Below are 23,496 nucleotides of genomic sequence, written 5' to 3' on the forward strand. Positions count from 1 at the left end.
CTATCAAGCGCATTTGACATGCTATACGTCATTCGCTAGACGATGATTCAGAGTGATGTAGGTCGTTATAATGAGTCGAAAAATACGTTTGCAAAAACTGCTTAAAAGCAATTGTCGCCGGAGAGAGCGCCCGTGAAGCACGTTGATAAATAAAAAATTGCCGCATTTTGACTGGTTGAGTGAGTGGTCGCATCAGCAGACCATTGGCGCTGACCCAATCAATAACTTCAGGCATATAAGGCAGACACAGCGTGATACCAAAGCCTTGGCGTGTCATCTCAAGCGCGGTGGACATAAAATTCACCTTGTATCGAGCTTGTTGAACGTGAGCGGAGATAGAGTCGTCGAGCTCTGCGGTTACTTGATCTAGGAACGGACCTTGTAAGGTAATCAGCGGCGTTTCTAATAAATCTTGCCAAGTAATTTCGTCTCTTTGTGTCAGTGCATGATTATCTGGCATAACCACGCAAAATGGTAGCTGATATAACAAGTCAGCCCTGATGTCATCATCAGTTTCTATAAAACCAAGCTCGGTGCCAACGCCTAAATCGACTTCGATATCTTGAATATGCTTAAGTAAATTTTCGGCTGAGCAGTCCAATAGTGAGACGCCGATATTTGGATATTCTTTGGCAAATTGAGCGATGACAGCAGGTAGGGAAGACGCTGCAAACTGTGATACCGCCAAGCGTACTTGACCTTGGGCTAAGCTGGTCAAGCTACTCGCTTCATTTTCAAACAGCTGCATCTCATTCAAGATACGCCGCGCTTGCGGTAGTAGATGCCGTCCGACTGCTGACAAAGATAACTGGCGAGTGGTGCGATCAAACAACACGATACCTAGGCCAGTCTCTAATTCCTTAATCAATCCACTGACGGCAGATTGGGTCAAATACATCTGTTCGCTGGCACGAGTAAAACTGCCGTTGTCAGCGACTTTGATAAATGCGGTCAATTGGCGAATGCTGATATTCATAAGTAAACCTAATAAATAAATCATAAAAAACAATTAGTCTTATAAATAAAGCTAATCTAATATAAATACAACGTCAACAATAAAGATTGATTATTAATCGTTTTATAGATTTTTACTAATAATCGACTTTTACCACTCATCGATTTTCTATTACCAATTGAAATTAAGGATAATTACAATGGCAGATTTATTTGACAACCCAATGGGACTAAATGGATTTGATTTTGTCGAGTTTGCTTCTCCGCAGCCTGATGCAGTCGACGCATTGTTTAAGCAGCTTGGTTTTGCCCATGTCGCCAATCATCGCTCGAAAGACGTTGCGCTATATCGCCAAGGTGATATCAACCTTATCCTAAATCGCGAGCCAAAAAGCCAAGCCAGTTACTTCGTTGAAGAACACGGCGCTGGTGCTTGTAGCATGGGCTTTCGGGTAAAAGATGCCAAAAAAGCATATGAGCGTGCGGTGGAAATGGGTGCGCAGCCAGTAGATGTGCCAACTGGGGTGATGGAGCTTAGATTGCCTGCTATCAAAGGCATTGGCGGATCATTAATCTATTTGATTGACCGTTATAAAGACGGCGAATCTATCTATGATGTCGACTTTGAGTTCTTTGCAGATATCGACAGAAACCCTGTCGGCTATGGCTTCAAAGTTATCGACCATCTAACGCACAACGTCTATCGTGGGCGCATGGCATACTGGGCAAAATTCTATGAGCGTATCTTTAATTTCCGCGAGATTCGCTACTTTGATATCAAAGGTGAGTACACGGGACTAACCAGTAAAGCCATGACAGCACCGGATGGAAAAATCCGTATTCCACTGAATGAAGAAGCCAAGCAGGGCGGTGGCCAAATCGAAGAGTACTTAATGCACTTCAATGGCGAAGGTATTCAGCATATTGCTTTAGCCAGTGATGACTTGTTTGCCAGTATTGATAAGCTAAAAGCAGCTGGTATTCCGCTGATGACCGCACCAAATGCCGCTTATTATGAAATGCTGAGCGAGCGTTTACCGAACCATGGTGAAAATGTTGCTGACTTGCAAACGCGCGGTATCTTGTTAGACGGCACAACAGAAGGCGGTGCACCGCGTCTGCTACTACAGATTTTCTCTGAAACTATTTTGGGTAGCCCAGTTTTCTTTGAGTTTATTCAGCGTAAAGGCGATTATGCCGATGGCTTTGGTGAAGGTAACTTTAAAGCGTTGTTTGAGTCGATAGAGCGCGACCAAGTACGTCGCGGCACAGTCGGTCAGCCAGAGACTGAAACGCTATAAAGCTACCTAACGCTTAGACCACATTTAATCAATGGACAAGACAAAGGGAGTTTGTGTTGTCCTTAATAAGTGCATTACCTAAAAGCATATTGCAAAGGTAATGCTCTCATTGCGATAAAAGGAATACAGGCATGGAACGCCTATCACAGATAGATTCTCTTAATACTGCCATCGGTACCAATAGCGTTGCGACTAATAAGCAAAGCGACAATGCGTCCAGTCATTCTAACGCAACAAATAAAAAACAGCCCTATATCTCACACCAGCCCGATAACCATGGTCGTATTCACTATAGTGATGATGAGCATGCGATGTGGCAAGCGCTGCTGGCACGTCAAGCGGAACAAACGCCCAATCGTGCGTGTACTGCATATCTAGAGGGTTTGACTAAGTTAAACTTGCCGACGACGCATATCCCGCAGTTGCACGATATCGATGAGGTATTGCAAGCGACGACAGGTTGGCAAACTGCTGCTGTGCCTGCATTAATTAGCTTTGGTAAATTTTTCAAATTACTGGCCAATAAGTCCTTTCCTGTGGCGACGTTTATTCGTCGATTTGATGACATGGACTATATTGAAGAGCCTGATATTTTTCATGAAATCGTTGGGCATTGTCCGCTATTGACCCATCCTGCGTTTGCGACGTTTAATGAGACGTATGGCAAGCTTGGTTTGAGTGCAACGAAAGAGGAGCGCTGGTTTTTAGCACGATTGTATTGGTTTACCATTGAGTTTGGCTTGGTTGGCAGTCGCATAGAAAATCGTAGAATCTATGGTGGCGGTATATTAAGCTCACCTTCTGAAACGATCTACGCACTTGATCGGACGCCGCAAGAGCTTTCAATCGCTCAAAATAAGCCGCAATCTCAACCAGAACACCGAGCGTTTGATTTGCTCGATGTGTTGCGTACGCCTTATCGTATTGATCAGATACAGCCTATTTACTATGTCATTGATGAATTAGATACCTTATTTGATATCGTCAATAGTGACATTATGAGTGCGGTCAAAAAAGCTATGTCGCTTGGACTATTTGAGCCGACCTATCCAGAAAAAACTCGTTAAAGATATCAATTTAAAATTAAACCTGAAAACCATCACTTCAGTACGGAATATTGAGATAGCAGCAAAGCTATATCAACATGAACGTACGAGTATTAGAAAGTAGCTATCAAAACAACCATTAAAAACTGACATCGAAAACAGCCACTATAAAAGGATTTTATTATGACAGCACTATCACAAAACAGCTGCGAAGCTTGCCGCATTGGCGCACCGAAAGTTGATGAAGCCGAAGCAAAAGAATTATTACCGCAAATTCCTGATTGGTCACTAATTGAGGTGGATGGTATTCAGCAATTGCAGCGTCAGTATAAATTTAAAAACTTCGTCTCAGCAATGGCATTTGCCAATCAACTGGCAGACATCGCTGAAGCAGAAGGGCATCATCCGGGTATATTGGTAGAGTGGGGTAAGGCTACGGTCACTTGGTGGTCGCATAGTATCAAGGGTTTGCATCGCAATGATTTTGTCATGGCAGCTAAGACCGATGACTTAATCGATAAGTAATAGGTTTCCTCATTAGCAAATCAATTTAATCATACCCCTACCATTAAAATTAAAATCAAACCCAATTTAGTGCCAGTATTTACTGGCATTTTAAGGATGTGTCATGCCACCAAAACCGCTTACATTAATCAGTGCCAAGCTCGCCTTTATCATATCCGCCATTGTCATCGGTATCATGGGCATCACCATGATCGGCTTTGGCTGGGTGCCTCATCTGTCTCTTATCTTGGCCATCTGTGTACTACTGGCTATTGGTATGTACAAAGGACTCAGCTTTGATGACATGCAAGCACAAATGGCCTCAGGTGTCATGCGCGGTATTGGTGCCATCTATTTGTTCTTCTTTATCGGACTGATGGTTGCGGCTTTGATGATGTCGGGTGCGATTCCTACACTCATGTATGTAGGTTTTCAGCTGATCTCACCTGAATATTACTATATCTCTGCCTTTATCTTGACCTCTATTATCGGTATTGCTCTAGGTAGTAGTTTGACGACTGCAGCAACGCTTGGCGTGGCGTTTATTGGTATGAGTAATGCGTTTGATGCCAATGTGGCAATAGCAGCAGGGGCGGTAGTATCAGGCGCGTTCTTTGGCGATAAGATGTCTCCATTGTCTGATACTTGTACTATTGCGTCTTCAGTAGTTGGTATCGATCTGTTTGAGCACATTCGCAATATGATGTATACGACCGTACCTGCATGGATATTGACAGTGATTTTGTTCTGGATGTTCTCAGGACAGACGACCAGTGCTGATCTGAGTCAAGTGACGATATTGCAAGGTCAGCTCATAGACAGTGGTTTGGTACATGGGTATTCAGTATTACCTTTTGTAATATTGGTTGGATTGGCACTGTTTCGGGTCAATGCGATTTATACGATTATCTGTACGATTGCCGCGGCACTGATCATTACTTATATCCATAGTTCACCAAGCTTTGGTCAACTGGGCGGTTATCTGTTTGCAGGCTATGCCCCTGCTGAATCATTAGAGCTGGGTGAGGTAGGTGGTATGCTGTCGCGTGGCGGTGTACAGAGTATGTTCTTTACTCAGGCGATTGTGATACTAGCCTTAAGCTTAGGTGGTCTATTAACGGCACTGGGTATTCTGCCAGCACTGCTATCTGGTATTAAGGATACATTGACGACATCAGGGCGAGCGATATTTGCGGCAGCGATGTCGGCACTAAGCATTAACGTGCTAATCGGTGAGCAGTATTTGAGTATTCTCTTATCAGGTACGGCATTTCGGTCGACGTTTGAGCGCTTACATCTACATCCTAAGAATTTGTCTCGGACGATTGAGGATGCAGGAACGGTGATTAATCCATTGGTGCCTTGGAGTGTATGCGGGGTATTTATCAGTCAGGCGTTAGGGGTGCCAGTATTGGATTACTTGCCATATGCGTTCTTCTGTTATTTGTCATTACTGCTGACATTGCTATTCGGGTTCACGGGGCTGACGATTAGTAAAGTGAAAGAAGGGAGAGTGGTCGAGACGTGATAGGTAATGATTGATAAAAAAAGGAGGGGCTAATATTAGCCCCTCCTTTTTTGTTTCGAAATACGTAATTACTGATCTTCCGTTTGTGCATCCTGACTTTTGACGATTTTATGCTGATCCTCTGTGCTATCGACTTTCCAGTAGCTAGAAACATATAAATGCGTCTTTGGTACCGCGCGCTCAACTTTGAAGTACTGGCGCAGTGCACGCATACTATGGAACTCACAAGCTGCCCAAACAGCAGGTTGACCATCAAGCCAGTTCAATGATTTAACACAGTCCAGTAAAGGGCTATCGTCTGCATTTGGATGCGCGTTAATCACCCAATGTATCTCGACGTTCTCTGGTTTTTTGAGCGTCTGACGATCTGCTTCAGTCGTCACTTCAAGTACTGCGTAACCACGAGCCTCAGTAGGCAACTGGGCTAAGTTGACCGTAATCGCTGGTAGAGCGGTCATATCGCCGACTAATAAAAACCAATCTGCTTCATTATTAATGAGTTTTTTTGGCCCTGGACCACCTATTAGAATCTGATCACCGATTTGCGTATTTCGTGCCCATGCCGATGCAGGTCCTTCCGTCTCATGTAAAGCAAAATCAATATCTATTGCGTCTTCACGTTGCACGCTCACCGTATAAGTACGCATCAGTGGGCGGCTACCTGCATCTTGAGGGAATATCAGTTTGATATAAGCACTTTCTTGATCGATAGGGAAATCAACCATGCCAGCACCGCCAAGCGTGACACGGCACATATTTGGCGTAATGTATTTAGTGCCAATAACTTCTAGTACTCTTGGAGTAGGTTTTGCCATATTGTGCTTTCCTTCTAACAGCGGGTTAGGGGTTAGCTTACTAATAGAACCAACCCGCTGCTTGTAAATTTGATTAAAAATTGGCTTTTAGGCTGACTGACATTTGACGTTCAGGGCCCATCCAGCAGTTATTGATGTCGTAACAAGCACCAACATAGGTCTTATCGAACAGATTGTTGATACTCGCACCCACCGCCAGCATAGGGTTGATCTGATAGCTGCCGCCAACATCTACTAGCGTCACACTTGGTAAGTCATCTGAGTTTTGTTTATCAATCTGCATACCATCTTCGTAGCGAATGCCAGCATTTAGAGTGAGTTTGTCTGTGGCATAATAGTCTGCCCATAGCGTGGCTTTGTGTTTGGCAGTTTGGGCAGGGGTATTACCGACTACATCAGGGTTGAACTCATCTTCTGTGATCTCAGCATCGGTATAGCTGTAGCTTGCCGCGAGATCTACCCAGTCATTGAGCATGCGACTGCCTGATATCTCAAAGCCTTTTGATTCAATTTCACCAGTTTGAATTTTTTGTTGAGAATTAGCGGGGTTGGTTACTATGACATTTTTCTGTGTGATATCAAATATGGAAAGTGTTCCTTGAGTTGCACGGTCTGGAGACAGATATTTGAAGCCAGCTTCGAGCTGATCAGCAGTGCTTGGTTCAAAAGGTTCATTAGTAATAAAGTTGCTACCAACAACGGGCTGAAAAGACTCTGAGTAACTAGCAAACGGTGATAAACCATTGTCAAAATCATAAATGGCAGCAAGACGTCCGCTGGTTTCTGACGCATCATTAATAATAGTTTTAGAGCCTGGTGCACCTAGATAAATTGAATATTGCTCATTAGTACTTTCAAAATCATCATGGCGTAAGCCTGCCACTAGTGTTAAATCTTTCCATTTCATTTCATCTTGTACATAAACACCAAGTTGACTTTGCTCGATATCATCTTTCTGATAATAGGTGTCTAGTGATAGCGTATCAGTGCTAATTTGAGAAAAACTAGGTCTAGATAGGTCAATAGGTAAGTCTTCGCTTTGGAGTGTATCTTGATAAGTAACAGTGCTATCAGTATCTTGGTATTCAACACCAAATAATAAGTTATGAGAAGTGTTTGCAGTATCAAACTTATAGGCCAGTTGGTTATCTGTGGTCCAGTTATTCATGCTCTCATCAGTGGTATAAGCGCTACGTTTCAAAATTTCGTCACTATCATCAAGAAACCCACGGTTATACATATTGCGTTGCTGCGCCTCGGCATCGGTATAGCGCGTAATATGTTTAAAAGTTAACTGGTCATTGATATCCCAGTTCACAGTAACACTTGGCATAAATACTTCTTTACTAAATTTATTCCATTCATCGCCTGCATAGGCATCACTGCCGAGCTTGCCATAGCTTGCCTTGTAGACAGTGCCGACAGCAGGCAATGGGGTAGATGGTACCATCTCTGGATCATCTTGATAAAACAGATTGGCAAGTACCGAGACATCATCAGTTGCCTGCCATTCAAGGGATGGATTAATCAGCAATCGCTCTTCTTCTGTGGTTTGCATTTGACCATCTTTTTGGCGTTTTAGCGCGACTAGGCGATAGTTTAAGGTGTCTGTGATAGGCCCTGTACTATCGACGGCCACTTCTTTTAGGTTTTGATTGCCGAATCGTAGCTGTACTTCGTTCTCTTGAGTGCTTTTAGGGGCTTTGGCTATTTGGTTCACCATACCACCGGGTGCTGCATAGCCATAGAGGGATGAAGCAGGACCTTTCACGACTTCTACCGCTTCAGTCGCATAGACATCGACTTGTGGCATCAGATTCCAAGCGCCATCGTAGGGCAGTCTTAGTCCGTCATAAAAGTTTGAGTAGGTTTTAAATCCGCGGATATTGTACTCATCAAAAACAGATACCGTACCGCGGCTCTCAGAGCTTACGCCTGGCTCATAACGTAATGCAGCATTGACACTATCTGCCTGACGCTTTTGCAACAGGTCTTGATCGATTCTAGTATAACTCATTGGCGCATCGTTTGGATCCAATGCAGTTTTGGTGCCAGTACTACGATAGCCATCTGAGTAGACGGTAATAGCATCTAAGGTAGCTGATGGTGTAGCAGCCTCATCGTTTTCAGTATTGTTTGTCGTCTCTACAGCGTAAGCGGCGTGACTCATACCCATGATCAGGCCAATTTGTACTGCTGTGGTGAGATATTTTTTGCGAATGACGTTAGTGGTTAGATGAGACCGCATCAGATTTCCTCTTGGACTAAAATGATTAAATATTATTTGCGACAGTTAAAGCAAATTTATAACGACGCTAATAATAACACTAATGATAATTATTATCATTAAAAAATTACAACGAGACAGTTTTGAGAAGTATTTGCACTATTAATAAGAGGCTAAAGATAGAGTATTGCGAATAGAGTCACACAGACTTACTGTTTTGAGCGATGTATTTTAAACGATGGTTTTTGTCAGACTTTTCTCGTATTATGCAGCAGCATTCTGAATACAATTATTTACAGTAGAGTTTTTACATCGCTGTATTGCCGTCACTGTACGGCTTTATTCTAGCTCGCTTTGAGATTCTTTAAGATTGGTCTTGCAAGCAGATATACCATTATTATCGATAGGTTTACGTTGTTCATTGAGCAACCAAAGATTGTTTAAGGTCACATTTATGGACACACCCTCCAACCAATCCACCAACAACCAACGCTATTTCACAGTGTGGCGTTGGCATTTTTATACAGGTATTTTTGTTGCTCCCTTTTTAATTGTCTTAGCGATAACGGCGCTCGGTATGCTGTTTATGTCCAACTCAGTAGGACGTGACAACGACCGCTTAACGGTTATCGTGCCAGAGTCTACAGTTCAATCACCTGTCTCTACTCAAGCAAAGAACGCGCTGAGCACCTTGCCTGATAGCACACTGGTTAAATATATCGCTCCTCGTGATACCGATACAGTGGCTTTGTTTCAGATAAAATCAGACGACCAAAGCAATATGGTGGCAGTAAACCCTTATACGGCTGATATCGTCCAAAGTGTGCCTACCAGTAGCGGCCTTTATAGTACGTTTAACGATATTCACAGTGATTTGCTGATTGGTAAAGTTGGTGATTATTTGTTAGAAACGGCGGCATCATTGATTATTTTGATGATTTTGTCTGGTTGGTATCTGTGGTGGCAAAAACGTAAATCAGTCAAAGCGATGTTGATACCTAATGAAAGGGTAACCAATAAGAAAAAACGCTCTTTTATCCGTACGATTCATGCGACATTAGGTAGCTGGATATCTGTGCTGCTACTGTTTTTCTGTATATCAGGTATGGCATGGGCAGGTGTGTGGGGTGAGAGAGTAGTGCAGGCATGGAGCCAGTTCCCTGCGGGTAAGTGGGGCGTTGCACCTGTCCCCGTATCGATTGACCACAGTCAACATGCTGCCATGCAAGAGTCTACACCAGCGCCGCATGTACATGGTGCGGCAGCGTCTGAAGCGCATACTGAAGCACCCACGCATGGCAGTGCCCTAAACTCAAGCGACACCAAAGAAGTTCCCTGGGTGCTTGAGCTGACGCCGATGCCTGTGTCAGGCACGACCATGGGTAAAGATGGTATCGCTGCTAATATCCCGATTATGATTGATACAGTGGATCGCTACGCTCGTGAAATTGGGTTTAACGGGCGTTATCAATTAAATCTGCCCCAAGGCAGTACTGGCGTCTGGACGATTAGCCAAGACTCCATGAGCTACGATATGAAGAGCCCAACGGCTGATCGCACGGTACATATCGACCGCTATTCGGGCAATATCTTGGCGGATATACGCTATGATGATTACAATGCTTTTGGTAAGTTTATGGCGGCAGGTCTCGCACTGCATATGGGCACGCTCGGCTGGTGGAGCTTACTGGCCAATGTGCTGTTTTGTCTATCGGTGATTGCCATGTGTGTGAGTGGCTATGTCATGTGGTGGCAGCGTCGCCCGCGTCATGTTAGTGAGTATCGCGGCCTCAACCCGCCAGCGCGTGGGCAGCGTTTTACCGTTTGGTGGCCGCTCGCTATTCCTTTATTGGCAGTGGCTATCATATTCCCAACTGCCATTATTGCGATTGTGATTATTGCGTTATTGGACTTTTTAGTGATTTCTCGAGTTGGGTTTTTGCAGAAATGGTTAAAATAAGCGCATAGCAGAATACAGCTGTTCCTTATATAGTAAAAGAGCGCCTTATAGTAAGGCGCTCCTTTTTTTGCTTAAAAATTGCTGATTTTAAAAGCGGATTATTTCAAAAACTACTCAGATTAACTGCTACTTAGCTTAAAGTTGATCAAACGTTTTATGGGATTGAAATAGCTCGGTCCATGCTAGTAGTTAAAGCATTGCTTACTTGAGCATAGCAATGGCATCTTTACTGGCACGCTGTCGCTCTTCGGCATTTAGCTCAATGAGACGGCCTTCTTTCATCAGTAATAATCGATCAGCATGCTCAAAATAACCGTCATCATGACTGATGATAAACAGTGTCTTACCCATGGCTTTTAGCTCAGGGATGAGCGTTTGGTAAAACACGCGGCGAAAAGCAGGGTCTTGGTCGGCTGCCCACTCATCGAGCAGTAATATGTCCTTTTGTTCGGCGACGGCGATTAGCATAGCCAAGCGTTTGCGCTGACCTTGCGACAACTTATCTGTAGAGAGTTTATGGTCAGACACACTTACTTTTTCTTGTAAATTGAGCTTATGCAGCCAGTCAGACACTAGGGCCGCATCAGGCTCATGGCCTTGAATTCCAATCAGTTGCTTAAATAGATGCTGGTCGCTAAAAATCGCAGAAAACAGCTGTCTAAAATCGGCATTGTTCTCTGAATTAACGCGTTGTCCATCGACTTGTACCGTTCCTGTAGTAGGAGTAAAGATACCAGTAATGATTTTGGCAAGAGTTGATTTACCGCTACCATTCGCACCGATTAAGAAAACCACGTCACCTCGTTGCAAGGTTAAATTGACGGACTTTAAGATATTATTGCTAGGGTTTTGATTGTTAGCACTGTTATCGCTATTTTGAGCATTATCATTAACTGCTGTGTCTGTTGCATGACTACTACTGCCTACATAGCGATAATTGATATTATTCAAAGTTATGGACTGCCAGTCCTGTGCAACCGTGTCTGTCGCAAAGCTCGGCTGATGCTCGGCCAATTCTAAAGACTGTATCTTTTCTAGCGCAACTTGAGCGGTCTGCAATGTTGGGTAAGCGCCAACCGCATGTAGGAGCGGCGACTGCATAAACAAAATCGTCAAAGAAAAAGTAGTAGCAACCCCCATTGGTATATCAAGATAATTAGCCACTGCAAACACGATACCAATCGATGCGAACATCATAATATTGGACCAGTTTACCGCTGATAAATGAAAAGTATCAGACTTGGTTACGGTCTTCTCGTACGATTTGGCATGAGCCAAGAAGTCATCTGTATACAGTTTTTCTGCTCGGTGTTGGTTAAGTGCTAGCTCTTTGCGACCTTCTATTATCGATTGATAATCCTGATATAACGCGTCATTAATCTCTCTCAACTCGGTCAAATGCGTATAGACATGCTTGACCAATATGGTACTGATCCAAATCGTCATCACAATCCAAAACATGACAATAAACAATAATGGCAACGATAACCAGCCCAAATATAGCCCAACGCCAACAGACAAAATAATACCCTGTACCAGCTCTGGCATACGGACAAAAGCAACGGTAATCGATTGAATGTCTGAGGATAAGCTGGCAAGTAAGCGTGCACTACCCAAATGGTCTATCTGAGGAACGGGAGTATCGATGATTTGTTTGACCAGTTTGGTTCTAAGCTCATAGACAAATCGATGCCCCAATCGCGTCAATGCATATTGCGACAAAAATGTCGTCACTAGCAGTAACAACACCAGCAGTGAAAACTGCCCCAAGCTGAGCCAAGATAAAGTATCAAATACTGGCTGACTGATAAAAGTATGATTGATATAGGCAATAATACCGACACTGACAGCAGCATTGACCAGATTTAGCAGAATGACTTTGAGAAAAGGCAGACGATAATTCGCCCAAATCATATGATATAAAGAAGCGGTCGTACGAGAGGACGCTGTGGTATGAGAAGACGCTTTGGTACGAGAAGACATAGTAACTCAGTAATAAAATAAATTTTTGATAGCAGAAAAGGGAGTAGGTCGCGCCTAATCCCTTTTATAGAACCTAATAAAGCCTACTAGTAAATCTTAAAAGTCGAACGTTGCTGATACTTTTAAGGCCGTTGGTTCACCCGCATTTAAATAGCCATAGCCTGGTAAACCACCTACAGACTGCCAGTAGTCTTCACCTGTGACATTGGTCACCATACCTTTTAGAGTAACGTCTTGCCCTGCCAGCATAGTGCGATAGCGAGCACCTAAATCTAGGGTAGTATAGCCATCAACTTTTAAGGTATTGGCGGCATCGGCATAACGCGCACCTGTATGGATAACATCGCCCGTTAAAGTTAATCCTTCAACGGCGGCCAAATCATACTCTAGGTTGACGTTACTCTGTAATGTGGGCAGGCCAATGACGCTATTGCCATCTAATGCACTATCGCCAGTATCTTTTTGCTTAGCACTTAAATAGGTAACCCCAGCATTGAGGCGCATGTTTTCGCTTGGGCTACCAAAGACAGTTAGCTCAGCACCTTGATGGCGGTTCTCGCCAGTCGCGGTAAAGGTATTATTGTCATCGATATAAGCTCGTGGTTCATCAGTATGGAAAACAGCGAGACTACTGCCAATCATACCGTTATCGTATTTCACACCCAGCTCAGTTTGTTTGCTTACATAGGGGTCTAGGTTTTGTCCTGCATTGGTTATGGCATTGCCAGAATTATCAACCAATGGCGCAGCGGCACCTTTGGCAAGACTTTCGATATAATTACCATATACAGACCAGTCCATCGTTGGCTGATAAACGATACCGACGCTTGGTGTCCATGCGCTTTCATCATAGCTAGCTGTTTTGGCTTGGGTGTTATAGTCATAGCTGGTCGTTTTGATATTCTGATGACGAACGCCTACCGTAGTTTTTAGCTTATCGTTGAACAGTGAGAACGTGTCTGCAAGCGCAAAACTCTGTAATTGAGTTTCACTCGTTCGCTTAGGGTCATCAAAACTTCCGCCAAAGAAAGCGGTATCTGACCATGCATTGTCATAATCTGTCGGGCGGTACAAATTGGTCGCGAGTTGATTGCCAAAGTCAAAAGCGTAAGCGCCTTTTTCCTCTTGATCATAAAGATCGGCAGCTAGTACCCAGTTGTGATCAATCTTACCTGTTTGCCATTGACCACGCAGACCAAGCTCAGCACTTTGTACTTTATCTTCTCGAACATTGTCAAAGCGGTAGGTTGAGCCAGTGCCATCTGCGTCAGATACTGTGAGGTTGGCTAACGAGTTGTCCTCATCACCATGTCTGATACCGTAGGCGCCATAACCAGTAATGCTGTCGTTAAAATCATATTCTCCGCGAATCGTACCAAAGACATCCTCTTCGTTTGAATAACTCCAAGGCTGCGCCCAGTTTTTTGAGCCGTCTGGTGCTTTTGGTACATGAGAGACACCGGCAAGCGTCACACTAGGACGAGTCTCTGATAGTTTGTTGTCTTGCCAGCCCAAGTCAGCCGATAGACGATACTGATCCCCTCTATATTCCAAACCAAGGGCAGCCAAACCCAAGGTCGATGACTCATCGTCGATAGCGCTGTCACCATCTTGATAAGCAGCATTAAAACGAACGCCAATCGCATCATCGCTACCGAAGCGATCACTGACATCTACTGCGACCTTACCTTGGTCGCCTTGACCATAACCAAGCGTTAGCTGACGTAGTGGCTCATTATCCGCTCGTTTGGGTAACAGGTTGATTGTACCGCCTGCGTTACCACCACTCGGTGCTGCGCCATTTAACATCGCTGAGGCACCGCGCTGGACCTCGACGCGCTCGAACAATTCAGTTGCGATATATTGTCTAGGTAGTATGCCGTATAGACCATTAAACATCGTGTCGTCTGAGGTGGTCACAAACCCACGCATAAAATATGCTTCTTGAAAGTTACCGAAACCTCTTGCCACACGAACAGTAGGATCTTTTTTGAGTAGATCGCCCACACTTTGCGCTTGCTGATTGGCGATATATTCATTGGTATATGAGGTGGTAGAGAACGGCGTGTCCATGATGTCTTGATTGCCCAAGAGTCCGACGCGGCTGCCTGTCGCCACCTGACCACCTTCATATGCGCTAGGTAACCCATCTGCTGACGCATCAGCACTACTGGTGACGACGATAGTATCAAGTACCACATTAGGGGTGGTTTGAGCATCTGCATCATCTACTAGCGCCCATGCCGAGTGACTTGTGGTTAGTATGATGACTGAACATAGTGTTTTTAGAGGTAGCGATTTCGTCGATAGCAAGCGTGAGGGTATGGACGCTAATCGTAGAGAAGCGCCAGACACATTCAGAGAGTTAAGACGAAACAAAGCAGCAGATAAGTGAGACAGTTGCATGAATATTTCCAGCATGTAATTTAAATCGTTATTATAATGATAATCATTTCTATTACAATGAATTACTGAGTCAATTTTAAATACACTAGCTTTGAGTAAAGCAGGGATTTCACTTAATGAAGTGCTAATAGCGTCGTTTATAAATAGGGCAGTGCTTTTACATCTGGTGAAGAGTAGGGTGGGCTCTTTAGGATCAGTAAAAAAGAAGTATAAAGCAGATGGTTGGTTTGCCTATTATAAGTAGTCTATATGGACAATTTATTCATTTGAGCCAGTTCACGTATCAATGTATGCTATTGTTTTATCAGGGGCATGGAGTACGCTGGTATCGCCCACCAGAGGTGCAGTCAAACGGAATTGACTGATTTATATAATTGAAATGGATTTTTAAGGTGGCGCTTATGTACGCAGTAATTGGAGCAGGTCCAATGGGGCTCGCTGCAGCTCGAAATTTGCAAAAACTCAATATTCCTTTTGTCGGCTTTGAGCTACATACAGATGTAGGGGGTCTATGGGATATCGACAATCCGCACAGTACCATGTATGAAAGTGCCCATTTGATTTCGTCCAAGCGTATGACGGAGTTCAAAGAGTTTCCTATGAGTGACTCAGTCGCGGCGTATCCTCATCATACCCAGCTCCGTCAGTACTTCCGCGACTTTTCAGATACGTTCAATCTAAAATCACATTATGAATTCTCCACGCGCGTGATCAGCATGGTGCCTGAAGAGGATGGTTGGCGCTTAGTTAGCGAGTGCAATGGTCAAAAGCAATCGCGACTGTTTGATGGTTTGCTCATGGCAAATGGTACTTTACATACCCCTAATATACCAAGTTTGCCAGATACGTTTGCAGGCACGTTGATGCATTCTTCTGAATATCGTAGCCCGTCAGTGTTTAAAGACAAACGTGTGTTGATCGTTGGGTGTGGTAACTCGGGCGCTGATATCGCCGTTGATGCGGTACATCATGCCAAATCAGTAGATATCAGTCTACGCCGCGGTTATTACTTTCTGCCCAAATTTATCAAGGGTCAGCCGATTGACACACTAGGCGGAAAACTAAAGTTACCGCGTCCAGTTAAGCAGCGCATGGATGCGGCGATGATTCGTATGGTCATCGGAAAACCTTCTGATTATGGACTGCCAAACCCAAGCTATCGCATGTACGAATCACACCCTGTGGTCAATTCATTGGTATTACATCATTTGGGTCATGGCGATATTAAAGCGCGTCGTGATATTCGCCGCATCGATGGTCATACGGTGAGCTTTAGTGATGGGGAAAGTCAGGATTATGATTTGATTCTTATGGCGACTGGGTATTTACTAGATTATCCATTTATTGAGCGCGCGCAGCTCAATTGGCCTGCCAATCATGACGCGCCGCAGCTTTATATGAATGTCTTTCATCCTGAGCATAATAATTTATTTATGATGGGTATGGTTGAGGCCGCAGGGTTGGGGTGGGAAGGTCGAAATCAACAAGCTCGGCTTGTCGCACTATATATTCAGCAGCGTCAGCAAAATACAGCAGCTGTCAAACAGTTCAATAAAGTGAAGCGTAAGCGAGCTGGCAAGACACTCGATGGGGGCTATGACTATATTAAGCTTGCACGTATGGCATATTACGTGAATAAAGATGAATACTTAGAGACGCTGTCCAAGCATATCGCTGAGCTCGAAACAGAACAGCCTGTATTGGCATCAGAGGTATGATAGCGGCAGTGGCGTTTGAGCCACGGAGCTTGATTCTGCTCAATCTCATCTTGGCGCTGATGATGTTTGGCGTGTCATTGAGTTTACGTCTCGAAGATTTTAAGCGTATCGTTTTGTCTCCCATTGCGCCGATAGCAGGTCTGTTTGCTCAATTCTTTCTATTGCCCCTAGCCACGTGTCTGTTTACGTGGGCGTTGAATATCGATCCCGAGTTGGCGCTAGGAATGATTTTGGTCGCGTCTTGCCCAGGTGGTAGTTTTTCTAACATTATGACTTGGCTGGCACGCGGTAATGTCGCGGTGTCAGTCAGTATGACAGCGGTATCAAGTCTTGCTGCGGCTATATTAACACCAGTCAATTTTGCCTTTTATGGTTGGCTTAACCCACACACACGTGAGTATCTGACAAAGATAACGATTGAGCCTAGTAGTATTCTGATACTGGTTCTATTAGTGCTAGCGTTACCTTTAGTGCTAGGGATGGTAACAGGGCGACGCTTACCTGATCTGGTCGTACGTATCCAAAAACCGCTACGTATTTTCTCGCTACTCGTGCTGATGGCTTTTGTGGCAATCGCCTTTTCTAGCAATTTCGCGCTATTTTTAGAGCGTTTTCATAGCTTCTTTTGGTTGGTCGTTGGTCATAATTTCTTGGCGCTTTCGTTAGGTTATGGCATGGGGCTGATGCTCAAGTTGCCAGTCGCGGATCGGCGCGCGGTGACTTTAGAAGTAGGAATACAAAACTCAGGGCTAGGACTGGTTATTTTATTTACTTTTTTCCCAGAGGCAGGTGGCATGATGCTGATCACGGCATTCTGGGGCGTATGGCATTTGGTGTCAGGACTGACACTTTCACAAATTTGGGCACGGATACCCTATGAATAAAAGCGTAATAAATAAAAGCATAGTGAACAAGCGTATATTAATCACTGGTGCCGCAGGTTACATCGGCCATCAATTGGGCAATCGTCTGGCTACTCATTACCATGTCGTCGGCACAGATATTCGCAAGCGCAATGATCTAGACTTTCCAATTCACGTATTAGACGTGCGTGATGAGGGTTTGGCAACGTTACTAAAAGAAGAGGGGATCACTCATGTCGTGCATCTCGCCTCTATCTTGCAAGCGTCAAAAGATCGTGCTCGTGACTATGATATCGATGTCAATGGCACGCATAACGTACTTGATTGCTGCATCAAAGCAGGTGTCGCACATATAACGATCACCAGCTCGGGTGCTGCCTACGGATATCACGCTGACAATCCTGAATGGATTGATGAGCAAGATGCACTACGCGGTAACCCTGAGTTTGCTTACTCGGATCACAAAAGGCAGGTCGAGGAAATGCTTGCAGATTTTCGCGAGCAGCAGCCACAATTACAGCAGCTGATCTTTCGACCTGGCACCGTACTAGGCGCTGATACACGCAATCAAATTACCAGTCTGTTTATGGCACCGCGTGTGCTTGCGCTCAAAGGCAGTGAGTCGCCCTTTGTGTTTATTTGGGATCAAGACGTGATTGGTGCTATGGAAATAGGTATTCGCGAGGATAAAACTGGCATCTACAACATGGCAGGCGATGGCGCACTGACGATGAAGGATATCGCAAACCGACTTAATAAACCGTTATTGACTCTGCCAGTGGGTTTGGTTAAAGCTGTCTTACAAGTGGCAAAATGGGGTGGCAAACCAACGGGACCAGAACAGGTTAATTTTTTGCGTTATCGCCCAGTACTGAGTAATAGGCGACTCAAAGAAGAGTTTGGTTACTCTTTGGCAAAAACGTCTGCCGAAACCTTTGAGTACTTCATCGAATGTAATGGATTGCGTAAACCTTGATAGGGAGATAATCATCGATGCCATCAATGTCATCAATAAATGTTACTTTAATCACTGGCGCTGCATCAGGACTTGGTTGGGCGATGGCACGGCACTGGTATGACGCTGGGCATCACTTAATACTCGCTGATATAGATGAGCAAGCGCTAATCGCCCGCACTCGTGAGTTAGAAGATTCTGCTAGAGTCATGACAGTCGTCACTGATATCACTCAAGTTGATGATATTGCTAGCCTTATTGAGCAAGTTAGTGAACGTTTTGGCCGTCTTGATCTATTGGTGAACAATGCTGGGATTACCCATCGATCACCAGCACATCAGACTGACCCTACGGTGTTTCGCAAAGTCATGGCGGTAGATTGGCAAGGAGCAGTGGAGCTGACCATGGCTGCGTTACCGATGCTACGAGAATCTAAAGGGCAAATTGTCTGTATCGGCTCAATGGCTGGCTGGATGCCAGTTCCTGGACGGGCAGCGTATTGTGCGGCAAAGGGTGCGCTGGCACAGTTCTTTGAAGTACTGCGCTTGGAGCTAGAGTCTGAGGGTATACATATCCTTATGGTCTATCCCAGCTTTCTTGATACACCTATCGAGAACCACGCGCTCGGCCGTGATGGTAGTATCGCAAAGCATCCGCGGTCAATTATCGGTAATATGCGTAGTGCTGAGTGGATGGCCGAACAAATCGATCAAGGTTTGCAGCGGCGCAAACGTTGGATATTGCCGGACCCTATCTCACGCTTTGGCAGTTTACTGTGGCGTATTGCGCCAGCTTTATACTTGCGTCAGGTGCGTAAACGTTTTGGAAGTGAGTTACGGTAGACTACGTTAAGTGAGAACCTAGAAGAGAGGCTAGTAGTTCATGAAAATTATCGATAGTGCTATGCTAAAAATGCTATGCTGAAGAGTGCTATATTAGAAGTTTATATATTAGAAATCTCTATGTTAAAAGTCTCTGTATTAGAAGGTGCTTTATTAGAAAACACTATGCTAGAAACAATAATCTAGCATAGCGTTTTAACTCATAGCGCTTTAGCTTTACTAGCTAGTTCAATATCACCTAGTTCAGTATTACCTTTATTAGTACTAATGATTTCTGATTGGTTTGCCAAGCTCTATGGTCTCTTTAGTCTCGATGACGGTAGGATTTTTCGCTTCTTGACGCTTATCCCACCAAGCAAAGATATTTGCCAATATAGAGCCGGATACAGAGTGCCAGATACAAGCGACGGCAGCAGCGATGGCAGATTCTGCATTACCAGGGAAAAACTTGGTACTTAAACCCGTGGCCAAGCCTGCATTTTGTACACCAACCTCAATAGATATGGTGCGTTTTTTGGGTTTGCTCATACCAAATAGTGCACCTGAATAGTAGCCCAGTATGTAGCCGACGATATTGTGTACCGCAATGGCCAAGATAACGACCAGACCTGACTGCAAGAACTGATCACCAAATACAGCGGCAACGCCACCGACGATAGCGGCGAAAGCTAATACGGCCACGCCTGGCATCACCGCACGTACATCATTAAACCAGTGTTTGTTTTGAAATAGTATGTTTAACATAGAGCCGATAGCGACTGGCAACAATGTCACTAATAGCATAAAGCGGAACATACCCCAGCCATCCATCTCTACAGATTGACCGACCAAGTAATTGAGCCAAAGTGGCGTCACTAACGGTGCAATGATGGTTGATACGGTGGTCATACCTACCGAAAACGCCACATCACCTTTGGCAAGGTAGCTCATAATGTTTGAAGACACACCACCAGGACAAGTCCCAACCAATACTAGACCCAGTGTCAACCCAGGCGATAAGTCGAACAATCTAGACACGCTAATCGCTAAAATCGGCATAATGGTATATTGGATAATTGAACCGATAAAAATATCAAGCGGGCGCTGGGCCAACACTTTATAGTCTTCTTTACCTAGTGTCATACCCATTGCGAGCATAATGACACCCAGAACGATGACTTGGGTATCACCTGTCACCCAAGAAAAAGTCGCAGGCTCTATAAATGTCACAGCGGCCGCTAAAATAATAACCAATGCCGTAAATCGACTCAACTGCTGACTTATCATCCTCAAAAACTGCATTTCTCAAATCCTTCTAAGTCCGGAAAATAGTCAAGTATAAGTTCAAAACCACTGTATTTCCAATGGGTTTGGGCGGTTTTTAGCCAACAATAAGTTGCTATTATAATAACTTTAGATGTATTTATATTTTTGAAGTTTTTTCTAGATGTTTATTCAATAGTTAAACGAGGTACTAGGTGCTACTAAATCTATCAACACGTTTCAGACACCTAGGTCTTGCGTTAGCGATATTTTATCTACTCTACAACTTGACGACTGTTTATAGTGTCTCCCTGTATAAACTTTATCCATCGAAAGTTCATAACCTAGCCACGCCGTTCGATAGCACCATTCCTTTCATTCCCGCTATGATTGTTCCTTACAGCTGGTCGTTGATTTTATTTGTGGCTAGTTTTTTCTTAGTGCGGACGTCTACGCAATTATTTTTATTGACCTACCGCTTAGTTTTGACGACCATTTTTGCCTGTTTGATTTTCTATCTCTATCCCGCTCGTTTCTCATTCAATCGATCGATACCTGATGATTGGACGCAGTTTGGCTATCAGTTTTTGCAGTTGGTGGACAAGCCATTCAATCAGCTCCCATCATTGCATGTCAGTTATGCCATGTTGCTTGGCGTATCATTATGGGATGTTGTAGCGTCTAAAAAGAGATGGATTTTAGCGGCTTATCGATTGTTGCTGACTGGCATATGTACATTGATTGCCCTGTCGACAGTGTTGACGTATCAACATCATTTGCTAGATATGTTCGGCGGGGTAGTGTTGGCAGTTTCGGTGCTTATGATCTCAAATCGAATCCGAAATGCACTGGTAATCAAGCATCTGACATTGGGAGTAATAGGGTTCTTATTGATAGCGATAGCAGGGTTTTACTTTGCTAATATGAGTATGATAGCGTTTGAATCTATAGAAACTTTAGCTCTTATTATTGCTTCATATTGGCTGATCAGTTTTACGATGTTGGCTTTGGCCTATCAACGGGACAAGCCAATACGGGATATACGCTGGTTTCAAAAATCCAGTAGCGGTCGACTCACGGTATATACTTGGATGAAGTTTGCGCCAATCATTATTATTTACAATGGCATGTCATTTTTGGGACAGTGGTATTTCAAAGTTTTCTCGAAAGGCCAAAAATATCCACTCACACCGTATGCTATTAGTGAAAGCCTCACCGTTGTGGCCTCACCTCGATTAATGCAGACGGATCTAAGTAGACATTTAACGTATTGGTTGTTTGGCTACGATTTACTAGAACGGTCGATTGTGCCAGAAAAACTACCGTACTCAGTTTATTGTCAGATTATCGTTGTTGATTTAGCTGCTGAGATATCTAGCCACGCTCATAATCTTAAAATAGCTGCTAATAGCAGCGTGAGTACGACAGTTCATTACTTGTATTTACCTTTGTTGGATTTGCAGCCATTAAATGACGTATTGCTCCAATATTATATTAATCTATTTCAACAAATTGACGCTTTAATACAATCCGCAGAGACACAAGCGATAACCGCTAATAATGAGAGTTTGGTAGAGGGTAATCAGGTAGAAGATAATCAGATAAAGGATAGCCTCATCACACTCATCAATTTTCATTGCGTAATGGGTCTGTCGCGTAGCATCGGCGTGCAGGTTTTATATTTATTATATTGTGGTACGCTAACTGTCCATAACTATCAATCGTGGATTGAGCAGCATTATCCGCACGCGCACCTGAAAGGTGCTTATCTGCCAAAGTCATTGATAGAAACTATGGCCACTTATAAGTCTGTCACCTATTCAACAGCGTCTTAATAACTATCGATGTCAGTCGATTTGTGTCTGCTGGTTTTTCTTTATTTTCTTTTTACCTATTGCTTAATTCCTATTCAACTATGGAGGAATCTATGAACACCTTATTGCCTCGCTTGTATTCTTTTCGTCGCTGCCCTTATGCTATGCGCGCTCGTCTCGGCATTCTATTTGCCGAGCTGTCCGCAGAGCTGCGAGAAATCACGCTAAAGAATAAGCCAGAGCAGATGCTAGCGATTAGTCCAAAAGGCACGGTGCCTGTGTTACAGCTTTCAGATGGATCCGTAATTGAAGAGAGTGCGGAGATCATGATGTGGGCGCTTGAGCAAAACGATCCTCAGGGACTGCTGGATGAAAAGGTTTCATCTGAGGCTAATGCACTGATAGCACAAAACGACAATGAGTTTAAGCAGTGGCTCGATCGTTACAAGTATGCCGATCGTCACCCTGAGATGACTCAAATAGAATATCGACAAAAAGGTGAAGTTTTTTTGCAGAAGTTAGAAGCGTTATTAACTAAGAATACCTATCTACTAGGCAATAGCGTGACGGTTGCTGATATCGGTATCATGCCGTTCGTTCGTCAATTTGCCCATGTAGATCGTGATGTCTTTTATAGTTTGCCTTACCCCAAGCTACAGCTGTGGTTACAATATTGGTTGGAACATCCGTTATTTGTACAAGCCATGACTAAGTTTCAGCCATGGCAGGAAGGCGATGAGGTAGTGGTGTTCCCTGCTTAATATAGCGGGTTCTACATAAGCTGTATAGGGTATCAATCTTGCTTGGTCTATCTTGACTTCACAACGACCATTTTTTGTGCTGGATGTTTGTCTTTCACAACGATTACTTTTTTGGCTTTAGGTTTTGCTTTAACCACGACCACTTGTTTCGCTTTGGGCTTTGCTTTAACGACGACAGCCTGTTTTGTTTGATGCTTGTCTTTGACCACGACAACTTGTTGGGCAGCACTCGCTGGACCGATCATAGCAAAGCAAGTAGATACGGCCAATAGTGAGCTAATAGCGATTTTTTTCATGTTGAAGTTTTTCATAGTAAGGTCCTTTAGGCTGATTATAAGTAAGCGTGTTTATTTAATGGTTAAAGGTATCTGAGTTGAACGTCGCTTTATTGAATAAGTAGATAATAGCGAGTTATAGCGTTACGTACTTTTATGAAAGTTAAAGAAAGGTGACTTTCTCTAGCAGATACTGAACCATTAATACAATCTTAGGAGCTTTTCGCTAAGGGTCGGCAGGCTAGCAACACTCTAGAGACGATACTTACTCAACTTTATCTGAAGTCATAGTTACAAAATGA

General features: G+C 43.9%; 18 protein-coding genes. 11 read left to right on the plus strand and 7 right to left on the minus strand.

All coding sequences use genetic code 11. From position 1 onward, the window contains the following. Window positions 1–28: 28 nt before the first annotated feature. Window positions 29–976, minus strand: a complete 948-nt coding sequence (locus tag ACS8FA_RS20990) for a LysR family transcriptional regulator (RefSeq protein WP_439265128.1) — start codon at window positions 974–976, stop codon at window positions 29–31. A gap of 178 nt (window positions 977–1,154) precedes the next feature. Between ACS8FA_RS20990 and hppD the strand changes: the two genes are divergently transcribed. From hppD to ACS8FA_RS21010, 4 genes are all read left to right on the plus strand, one after another. Further along, the gene (gene hppD / locus ACS8FA_RS20995) at window positions 1,155–2,255 is read left to right on the plus strand and encodes a 4-hydroxyphenylpyruvate dioxygenase (RefSeq protein ID WP_057759888.1); all 1,101 of its coding nucleotides are present in this window, start codon (window positions 1,155–1,157) and stop codon (window positions 2,253–2,255) included. Between the two features lie 131 nt (window positions 2,256–2,386). After that, window positions 2,387–3,322 (plus strand): phenylalanine 4-monooxygenase, encoded by a 936-nt coding sequence (phhA, locus tag ACS8FA_RS21000; RefSeq protein ID WP_439265130.1) that lies wholly within the window; start codon window positions 2,387–2,389, stop codon window positions 3,320–3,322. Window positions 3,323–3,484: 162 nt separating this feature from the next. Beyond that, window positions 3,485–3,826 (plus strand): 4a-hydroxytetrahydrobiopterin dehydratase, encoded by a 342-nt coding sequence (locus ACS8FA_RS21005; RefSeq protein WP_379544235.1) that lies wholly within the window; start codon window positions 3,485–3,487, stop codon window positions 3,824–3,826. Window positions 3,827–3,929: 103 nt separating this feature from the next. After that, window positions 3,930–5,333 (plus strand): Na+/H+ antiporter NhaC family protein, encoded by a 1,404-nt coding sequence (locus ACS8FA_RS21010; protein WP_439265132.1) that lies wholly within the window; start codon window positions 3,930–3,932, stop codon window positions 5,331–5,333. Between the two features lie 68 nt (window positions 5,334–5,401). Here the strand turns inward: ACS8FA_RS21010 and ACS8FA_RS21015 are convergent, their stop codons facing one another. Together ACS8FA_RS21015 and ACS8FA_RS21020 are read right to left on the minus strand one after the other, a co-directional pair. Further along, window positions 5,402–6,148: a siderophore-interacting protein gene (locus ACS8FA_RS21015; RefSeq protein WP_439265134.1), complete on the minus strand. Its 747-nt coding sequence runs from the start codon at window positions 6,146–6,148 to the stop codon at window positions 5,402–5,404. 73 nt (window positions 6,149–6,221) lie between these two features. Beyond that, a complete protein-coding gene (locus ACS8FA_RS21020; RefSeq protein WP_439265136.1) occupies window positions 6,222–8,396 on the minus strand; it encodes a TonB-dependent siderophore receptor in 2,175 nt (724 codons plus the stop codon). A 433-nt stretch (window positions 8,397–8,829) separates the two neighbouring features. Here ACS8FA_RS21020 and ACS8FA_RS21025 point away from each other — a divergent pair, with 433 nt between their 5' ends. Next, complete coding sequence (locus ACS8FA_RS21025) at window positions 8,830–10,335, plus strand: PepSY-associated TM helix domain-containing protein (RefSeq protein ID WP_439265138.1); 1,506 nt, start codon at window positions 8,830–8,832, stop codon at window positions 10,333–10,335. Window positions 10,336–10,536: 201 nt separating this feature from the next. Here the strand turns inward: ACS8FA_RS21025 and ACS8FA_RS21030 are convergent, their stop codons facing one another. After that, the gene (locus ACS8FA_RS21030; RefSeq protein ID WP_439265140.1) at window positions 10,537–12,318 is read right to left on the minus strand and encodes a multidrug ABC transporter permease/ATP-binding protein; all 1,782 of its coding nucleotides are present in this window, start codon (window positions 12,316–12,318) and stop codon (window positions 10,537–10,539) included. Window positions 12,319–12,414: 96 nt separating this feature from the next. Then, a complete protein-coding gene (locus tag ACS8FA_RS21035; RefSeq protein ID WP_439265142.1) occupies window positions 12,415–14,724 on the minus strand; it encodes a TonB-dependent receptor in 2,310 nt (769 codons plus the stop codon). A gap of 401 nt (window positions 14,725–15,125) precedes the next feature. On the opposite strand from ACS8FA_RS21035, the gene ACS8FA_RS21040 reads away from it, so the two are divergent. From ACS8FA_RS21040 to ACS8FA_RS21055, 4 genes are read left to right on the plus strand one after another with little or no spacing between them, the layout of a single operon-like run. Beyond that, the gene (locus ACS8FA_RS21040; RefSeq protein ID WP_439265144.1) at window positions 15,126–16,442 is read left to right on the plus strand and encodes a flavin-containing monooxygenase; all 1,317 of its coding nucleotides are present in this window, start codon (window positions 15,126–15,128) and stop codon (window positions 16,440–16,442) included. Then, on the plus strand, window positions 16,439–17,326 hold the full coding sequence (locus ACS8FA_RS21045; protein WP_522901992.1) for a bile acid:sodium symporter: 888 nt from the start codon (window positions 16,439–16,441) through the stop codon (window positions 17,324–17,326). Before ACS8FA_RS21040 ends, ACS8FA_RS21045 begins: the two co-directional genes overlap by 4 nt. Further along, on the plus strand, window positions 17,319–18,281 hold the full coding sequence (locus tag ACS8FA_RS21050) for an SDR family oxidoreductase (protein ID WP_439265148.1): 963 nt from the start codon (window positions 17,319–17,321) through the stop codon (window positions 18,279–18,281). The genes ACS8FA_RS21045 and ACS8FA_RS21050 overlap by 8 nt, the downstream gene beginning before the upstream one ends. A gap of 26 nt (window positions 18,282–18,307) precedes the next feature. Next, on the plus strand, window positions 18,308–19,102 hold the full coding sequence (locus tag ACS8FA_RS21055; protein ID WP_439265150.1) for an SDR family oxidoreductase: 795 nt from the start codon (window positions 18,308–18,310) through the stop codon (window positions 19,100–19,102). Between the two features lie 264 nt (window positions 19,103–19,366). Here ACS8FA_RS21055 and ACS8FA_RS21060 read toward each other — a convergent pair whose 3' ends face one another. Continuing rightward, window positions 19,367–20,383 (minus strand): bile acid:sodium symporter family protein, encoded by a 1,017-nt coding sequence (locus tag ACS8FA_RS21060; RefSeq protein ID WP_439265152.1) that lies wholly within the window; start codon window positions 20,381–20,383, stop codon window positions 19,367–19,369. 176 nt (window positions 20,384–20,559) lie between these two features. Between ACS8FA_RS21060 and ACS8FA_RS21065 the strand changes: the two genes are divergently transcribed. Beyond that, window positions 20,560–22,179, plus strand: coding sequence for a phosphatase PAP2 family protein (locus ACS8FA_RS21065; RefSeq protein WP_439265154.1), 1,620 nt, complete (start codon window positions 20,560–20,562; stop codon window positions 22,177–22,179). Window positions 22,180–22,271: 92 nt separating this feature from the next. Then, on the plus strand, window positions 22,272–22,919 hold the full coding sequence (locus ACS8FA_RS21070; protein WP_439265156.1) for a glutathione S-transferase: 648 nt from the start codon (window positions 22,272–22,274) through the stop codon (window positions 22,917–22,919). 47 nt (window positions 22,920–22,966) lie between these two features. Here ACS8FA_RS21070 and ACS8FA_RS21075 read toward each other — a convergent pair whose 3' ends face one another. Beyond that, window positions 22,967–23,230, minus strand: coding sequence for a hypothetical protein (locus tag ACS8FA_RS21075; protein WP_439265158.1), 264 nt, complete (start codon window positions 23,228–23,230; stop codon window positions 22,967–22,969). Window positions 23,231–23,496: the final 266 nt, after the last annotated feature.

The sequence above is a fragment of the Psychrobacter sp. 1Y1 genome (assembly GCF_051847395.2).
GTDB lineage: Bacteria > Pseudomonadota > Gammaproteobacteria > Pseudomonadales > Moraxellaceae > Psychrobacter.

What these genes read in the sequence shown, in the direction of transcription:
- ACS8FA_RS20990 (WP_439265128.1), bottom strand. Translation starts at nt 976, where the DNA reads ATGAATATCAGCATTCGCCAATTGACCGCATTTATCAAAGTCGCTGAC.
- hppD (WP_057759888.1), top strand. Translation starts at nt 1,155, where the DNA reads ATGGCAGATTTATTTGACAACCCAATGGGACTAAATGGATTTGATTTT.
- phhA (WP_439265130.1), top strand. Translation starts at nt 2,387, where the DNA reads ATGGAACGCCTATCACAGATAGATTCTCTTAATACTGCCATCGGTACC.
- ACS8FA_RS21005 (WP_379544235.1), top strand. Translation starts at nt 3,485, where the DNA reads ATGACAGCACTATCACAAAACAGCTGCGAAGCTTGCCGCATTGGCGCA.
- ACS8FA_RS21010 (WP_439265132.1), top strand. Translation starts at nt 3,930, where the DNA reads ATGCCACCAAAACCGCTTACATTAATCAGTGCCAAGCTCGCCTTTATC.
- ACS8FA_RS21015 (WP_439265134.1), bottom strand. Translation starts at nt 6,148, where the DNA reads ATGGCAAAACCTACTCCAAGAGTACTAGAAGTTATTGGCACTAAATAC.
- ACS8FA_RS21020 (WP_439265136.1), bottom strand. Translation starts at nt 8,396, where the DNA reads ATGCGGTCTCATCTAACCACTAACGTCATTCGCAAAAAATATCTCACC.
- ACS8FA_RS21025 (WP_439265138.1), top strand. Translation starts at nt 8,830, where the DNA reads ATGGACACACCCTCCAACCAATCCACCAACAACCAACGCTATTTCACA.
- ACS8FA_RS21030 (WP_439265140.1), bottom strand. Translation starts at nt 12,318, where the DNA reads ATGTCTTCTCGTACCAAAGCGTCTTCTCATACCACAGCGTCCTCTCGT.
- ACS8FA_RS21035 (WP_439265142.1), bottom strand. Translation starts at nt 14,724, where the DNA reads ATGCAACTGTCTCACTTATCTGCTGCTTTGTTTCGTCTTAACTCTCTG.
- ACS8FA_RS21040 (WP_439265144.1), top strand. Translation starts at nt 15,126, where the DNA reads ATGTACGCAGTAATTGGAGCAGGTCCAATGGGGCTCGCTGCAGCTCGA.
- ACS8FA_RS21045 (WP_522901992.1), top strand. Translation starts at nt 16,439, where the DNA reads ATGATAGCGGCAGTGGCGTTTGAGCCACGGAGCTTGATTCTGCTCAAT.
- ACS8FA_RS21050 (WP_439265148.1), top strand. Translation starts at nt 17,319, where the DNA reads ATGAATAAAAGCGTAATAAATAAAAGCATAGTGAACAAGCGTATATTA.
- ACS8FA_RS21055 (WP_439265150.1), top strand. Translation starts at nt 18,308, where the DNA reads ATGTCATCAATAAATGTTACTTTAATCACTGGCGCTGCATCAGGACTT.
- ACS8FA_RS21060 (WP_439265152.1), bottom strand. Translation starts at nt 20,383, where the DNA reads ATGCAGTTTTTGAGGATGATAAGTCAGCAGTTGAGTCGATTTACGGCA.
- ACS8FA_RS21070 (WP_439265156.1), top strand. Translation starts at nt 22,272, where the DNA reads ATGAACACCTTATTGCCTCGCTTGTATTCTTTTCGTCGCTGCCCTTAT.
- ACS8FA_RS21075 (WP_439265158.1), bottom strand. Translation starts at nt 23,230, where the DNA reads ATGAAAAACTTCAACATGAAAAAAATCGCTATTAGCTCACTATTGGCC.